Raw genomic sequence first — 6,000 nt, 5'->3', positions numbered from 1 at the left:
AAAGAAATTCAACTGCTTTAACAAACAGAGTTCTTTCAAAAAACTCTAACTGAATTTTATATTTTTTATTTCAAATTCAATCATTTTCATAATTTTTCATATTATTAAATCTGCAAATTAAAAATCTGCACCAGCCCAATAATTATTAGATAAATTGCCACTATATAGTTCAGCAATCTAGGCAGTAAAAGAATTAGTATTCCTGCTATTAGCGCTACAATTCCATTAATATTAATACCTATTTGAATTGTATTACTTGTTTGGGCAAGCAAAATTGGCATGTCAAACATAGCTTGCTTTTGATGAGAGGTGTTAATTCTCAATATTAATCCAAAATAGTGACAGCAAAAAACGGTAGAAGATTTTCATCCCCTACCGTTTTCAGTTTAAATTTTAGATTCAACCCAAAATCTTATTCAACTCCAGGCGTCATCAATTCCCGGCGCTGTTCACCTCTGACTGTGACATTACCGCTCTCATCGACATCAACAATGGCTGTATCGCCTTCCTTGATGCGACCAGACAGAATCTCTTCTGCGAGGCTGTCTTCTAGTAAGCGCATAATGGCTCGACGTAAAGGTCTTGCACCGTAACTGGGGTTGTAACCCTCCTGCAACAAGCGCTCTTTGAAGCGATCGCTCACTTCGAGATTGATTCCTTTCTCGGTAAGACGACCAAATACTTCTCGAAGCATAATGTCGGCAATTAGCATTACCTCTTCCTTATTCAGTTGACGGAAGACGATAATTTCATCCAGACGGTTGAGGAATTCTGGACGGAAGTAGTTCTTCAGTTCTTCGTTGACTAAGAACTTAATCCGGTTGTATTGAGATTCGCTTTGGTCTTCAGCAAACTCGAAGCCGATACCGCCGCCACCTTTTTCGATTACCTTGGAACCGATGTTAGAAGTCAAAATCAGCAAGGTGTTCTTGAAGTCTACGGTGCGACCTTTGGCATCAGTTAAACGACCGTCTTCCAAAATTTGCAGCAGCATGTTGAAGACATCGGGGTGCGCTTTTTCGATTTCGTCGAATAACACCACGGTGTAAGGACGACGGCGTACTGCTTCAGTAAGCTGACCACCTTCGTTATAACCAACATAGCCTGGAGGCGAACCGATTAACTTGGAGACGGTATGACGTTCCATGTATTCGGACATATCCAGGCGGATCATCGCTTCTTCCGAACCGAAGAAGTAAGATGCCAATGCTTTTGCCAACTCGGTCTTACCGACGCCGGTAGGCCCAGAGAAGACAAAGCTAGCAATGGGTCGGTTGGGGTTCTTTAAGCCGACACGAGCGCGACGAATTGCCCGCGAAACAGCCTTCACAGCATCTTCTTGACCGATTAGGCGCTGATGCAAGGTGTCTTCCATGTGCAGCAGCTTTTCGGACTCAGACTCGGTGAGTTTGTTGACTGGTACACCCGTCCAAGAAGCGACAATGTGGGCAATGTCTTCTTCTGTAACTACTGGTTCTTCACCCTCTGTGCGGCCAGTACCAGTTTTGCTTTGAGCGATCGCACGAATTTCGGCTTTGATTTCCATTTCACGATCGCGCAGTTCTCCGGCTCGATCAAAGTCTTGAGCGCGAACTGCATCATCTTTTTCTTTTAAAATTTGCCGCAGTTCTCTGTCTAACTCTTTGGCTGCGGGTGGCAGTTGGGAGTTAATCAGACGGACCCGGGAACCAGCTTCATCGATTAAGTCGATGGCTTTATCTGGTAGGTAGCGATCGCTAATGTAGCGGTCAGACAATTTTGCCGCCGCAATCAAAGCTTCGTCAGAAATCTTCAGCTTGTGGTGTTGTTCGTAGCGGTCACGCAGACCACGTAAAATTTCAATTGTCTCATCGACAGAGGGTTCGCCGACCATCACTGGTTGGAAACGGCGTTCTAAGGCTGCATCTCGCTCTATGTGCTTGCGGTATTCATCTAAGGTTGTAGCACCAATACATTGCAATTCACCTCTAGCCAAGGCTGGCTTGAGGATGTTTGCTGCATCAATTGCACCTTCTGCCGCACCTGCACCAATTAGGGTGTGTACTTCGTCGATGACTAAAATGACATTTCCAGCCTGGCGAATCTCATCCATGATCTTCTTCAGGCGCTCTTCAAATTCACCCCGGTACTTTGTACCTGCTACGAGTAAACCGATATCCAAGGTGACTACGCGCTTGTCTTCCAGAATGTCGGGGACATCTTTGTTGGCAATGCGCTGCGCCAAACCTTCAGCGATCGCGGTTTTACCAACCCCTGGTTCCCCAATCAAGACTGGATTATTTTTGGTGCGGCGACCCAAGATTTGAATCACCCGCTCAATTTCCTTGGCGCGTCCCACCACTGGATCGAGCTTGCCGTCCAATGCCATTTGGGTCAAATTCGAGCCAAACTCATCCAAGGTCGGGGTTTTGTTGCCGCGTGATGGACCTCCTTGTGTAACCTCAGCGGTCTCTCCCAGCATCCGGATCACTTGAGTCCTTACCTTAGAAAGATCCACACCCAGATTCTCTAGCACTCTGGCTGCTACACCTTCCCCTTCTCGGATCAGGCCCAACAGCAGATGCTCGGTGCCAATGTAGTTATGCCCTAATTGGCGCGCTTCTTCCAAGGATAGTTCCAGAACTCGCTTTGCCCGTGGCGTAAACGGAATTTCCACGGCTACAAAGCCTGAACCCCGGCCTATGATTTTTTCTACTTCAATCCGAGCGTCTTTGAGATTGACGCCCATAGATTTCAGCACCTTAGCCGCCACTCCGGTACCTTCTCCAATCAGACCCAAGAGGATCTGTTCGGTACCAACGAAATTGTGTCCCAGGCGGCGTGCCTCTTCCTGGGCCAACATGATTACCTTAATGGCTTTTTCTGTGAAGCGTTCAAACATGGCATTTTTCCCATCACCTGCGTCGTGCCGGTACGCTGATTTTAGCACAGCCAAATCGATTGAATGTCTGTATAAAGAAATAGACATTCAATCGGGATCACCCAGCCTTCATGGGAAATTGCTAACTTTTTATTACTTTTTACTGAGTGTGTATTGAGGAGTCTGAATTTACTGTCTTTGTGGAGATTGACAAGCGAAAAAGAGTTTGGACTTGCAATGTTTTTAATGCCAATCCCAAGGAAAGATATATATCATATTTTTTTGTAACTGTCAATTTTCCATTGAACATTATGAATTTTTTTATAGGTAGTAAAAACTGCATAAAATTAAGAATTTTTATCAAAAATTAATTATTTTTGGGAATTGGGGATTGGGTATAGGGGAGAAGGGAAGGGAGACAAGGAGGACAAGGGGGACGACTTGGAGGATAAGGAAGACAAGGAAGAAATTACCTATTCCCTGTTAAGAGTTAAGAGTTCCCTCTTAGCAACCACTAACTACTAACAATTGACCATTGACAAATGACTTTTGACCACTAACCACTAACTACCCTTCGGGTTCGCCAGTCCCCCTACCCTTACCTTAAGCCCTCCGGGTTCGCAGTCGCTCATGGGGGACTCACCGGCCCCCACGACCGACAGGGAGTGGGGATTGGGGGAGAACCCCCTGCGTAAGAGTCGCTGTCTCACCACTTCGTGTCTACGTGACGGAGACCGCCTTTTTGGGGGGCTGGTCTCACCAACAAACAACAAACAACAAACAACTATTAACAATCAACTATAGACCAACTGTATAGCTTGAGGCGATCGCTCATTTTGATACGTAGCTTTTCCAAAGAATCTGGAAATTCTGGATATTGGATATTTCCTAACCACAAAATCAAGGCGTCTTCATCGTTATCTTTATAGTAACGCCTTCGCTGTCCTGCTGTTTTAAAGCCAAATTTTTGATACAGAGAAATTGCAGCTTTGTTAGATACTCGGACTTCTAGGGTAGCTCTTTCTAAGCCCAGTTCATAAGCAGCCTTAAGCAAGAAATAAAGAATAGCCTGTCCTAAACCTTGACCTTGGTATCGAGGATGAACTGCCAAAATGGTAATGTGGGCTTCTTCTAAAATTGACCAAAAGCAACCCATCGCCAGCAGATTGACAGTAGACAAAGGTGCAAATAAACCGAGTAAAACGCTGTTAGGACTATCTATCTCTCGTTGATAGGCATCTAGTGTCCAAAGACCACCAAAACAAGCCTGATCTAGTTCCACAACCGCACTCAAATCATCTGTTGTTATTGATTTCAGTTCTAATTGGTCAAAAGTCATTTGTCAATTGTCAATAGTTAGTGGTTGGTTGTTGGTTGTTGGTTGGTGGTTGGTGGTTGGTGGTTGTTGGTGGTTGGTTGTTGGTTGGTGGTTGTTAACCATACCCAATTACCGATTACCCATTACCAATTACCCATTACCGATTACCCATTACCAATTACCGATTACCCATTACCAATTACCGATTACCCATTCCCAATCAATGCCGAAAGACAGGGGCGAACAAGCACGTTATTCGGTAAACTGGGAATCGGCATATCCGCTCATCGCTTGTAATTAGTACGAAGGACAACTCTTAATAGTTATGGTATCGACTCACCCTGCCGGGGTTCAACTTTCTGGTAGACAGTATTTACCGCAAACAGGTAGTCACACTAATCTTTCACCCAATCAAGAACTTTTACCGCTGACTGCAAAAGTAAATAATCAAGACCACCTAGAAATAGGGGGTTGTGATGTGACTACTCTTGTGCAGCAGTTTGGTTCACCTTTATATATTTTGGATGAAGAAACCCTGCGAATAGCTTGCCGCCAGTACCGGGAAAGTTTCCAGCACTATTACAAGGGTGAATCTCAAGTATTATATGCCTCCAAAGCTTGGAGTTGTTTAGCAGTCTGTGCGATCGCTGCCTCAGAAGGCTTGGGAATTGATGTTGTCTCTGGAGGTGAACTCTACACAGCCCTAAATGCGGGTGTGAGTCCTGAAAAAATTTACTTTCACGGAAATAATAAATCTCGAGAAGAATTAACTCTGGCAATTCAATCAGGTTGCACGATTGTTGTGGACAACTGGTATGAATTGCGGAGTTTGGTGGAGATAGCTGAAAAGATGGGGAGAACCGGAGATGGGGAGAATGTAGAATCAAACTCTCCCCACCACCCCACCACCCCACCACCCCACCACCCCATCCGGATCATGCTGCGCTTAACACCGGGTATTGAATGTCACACCCACGAATATATCCGTACGGGACACCTGGATAGTAAGTTTGGCTTTGATCCCAATGATTTAGATGAATTATTTGCTTTTGTCAGTCAGCAATCTGTTTTAAACTGTGTAGGTTTACACGCTCATATTGGTTCTCAAATTTTTGAACGCCAACCACATCAGGATTTAGCAGCTGTGATGGTGCAGTGGATGAGTAAAGCTGCTGGTTATGGTTTAACTGTGACAGAGTTAAATGTTGGTGGAGGTTTGGGGATAAAGTATACAGAATCGGATGATCCCCCTAGTATTGAAGAGTGGGTAAAACCAATTTGTGAAGTCATTCAACAAGCGTGCGCAGCGCAAAACTTACCACTACCAAAATTATTGTGTGAACCAGGGCGATCGCTAATTGCCACAGCTTGCGTCACAGCTTACACTATAGGTTCTTCTAAAGTTATTCCAGATATTCGCACTTACATAGCAGTTGACGGTGGTATGTCTGATAATCCCCGTCCGATTACTTACCAGTCAGTGTATCGTACTGTAGTTGCTAACCGCATGTCTGCTTCCTTGACAGAAACAGCCACAATTGCTGGTAAACATTGTGAATCAGGGGATATTTTGATCAAGGATGCCCAACTACCCAAAACTGAATCTGGAGATATTCTCGTAGTGATGGCAACTGGTGCTTACAATTACAGTATGGCATCTAACTACAACCGCCTGCCCAGACCGGCTGCTGTTGTAGTCGCAAATGGCGAAGCAAATTTGATTTTGCAACGCGAAACTTATCAGGATTTGATTCGACAGGATTGCCTACCAGAAAGACTCAAAAATTAGTCAAGCGTCAATTGTCCATAGTCAAGTGTCCAT

General features: G+C 44.7%; 5 protein-coding genes. 2 read left to right on the top strand and 3 right to left on the bottom strand.

Annotation, left to right across the window (positions count from 1 at the left end):
- Positions 1 to 104: 104 nt before the first annotated feature.
- From UYI_RS33250 to rimI, 3 genes are all read right to left on the bottom strand, one after another.
- Positions 105 to 281, bottom strand: coding sequence for a DUF3096 domain-containing protein (locus tag UYI_RS33250; RefSeq protein ID WP_016868992.1), 177 nt, complete (start codon positions 279 to 281; stop codon positions 105 to 107).
- Positions 282 to 412: 131 nt separating this feature from the next.
- Entirely contained in the window at positions 413 to 2,881 is a 2,469-nt protein-coding gene (locus UYI_RS0122825) for an ATP-dependent Clp protease ATP-binding subunit (protein WP_026086125.1), read from the bottom strand.
- A 766-nt stretch (positions 2,882 to 3,647) separates the two neighbouring features.
- Complete coding sequence (gene rimI / locus UYI_RS0122815; RefSeq protein WP_016868989.1) at positions 3,648 to 4,199, bottom strand: ribosomal protein S18-alanine N-acetyltransferase; 552 nt, start codon at positions 4,197 to 4,199, stop codon at positions 3,648 to 3,650.
- Positions 4,200 to 4,206: 7 nt separating this feature from the next.
- On the opposite strand from rimI, the gene UYI_RS33245 reads away from it, so the two are divergent.
- Positions 4,207 to 4,479, top strand: coding sequence for a hypothetical protein (locus UYI_RS33245; protein WP_016868988.1), 273 nt, complete (start codon positions 4,207 to 4,209; stop codon positions 4,477 to 4,479).
- Positions 4,480 to 4,503: 24 nt separating this feature from the next.
- Entirely contained in the window at positions 4,504 to 5,967 is a 1,464-nt protein-coding gene (gene lysA, locus UYI_RS0122805; protein WP_016868987.1) for a diaminopimelate decarboxylase, read from the top strand.
- Positions 5,968 to 6,000 lie beyond the last annotated feature (33 nt).

This window comes from Fischerella muscicola PCC 7414 (assembly GCF_000317205.1).
Classification (GTDB): domain Bacteria; phylum Cyanobacteriota; class Cyanobacteriia; order Cyanobacteriales; family Nostocaceae; genus Fischerella; species Fischerella muscicola.
Note: the sequence above shows the minus strand (reverse complement) of the source record. Positions and strands in the feature narration are given on the sequence as shown.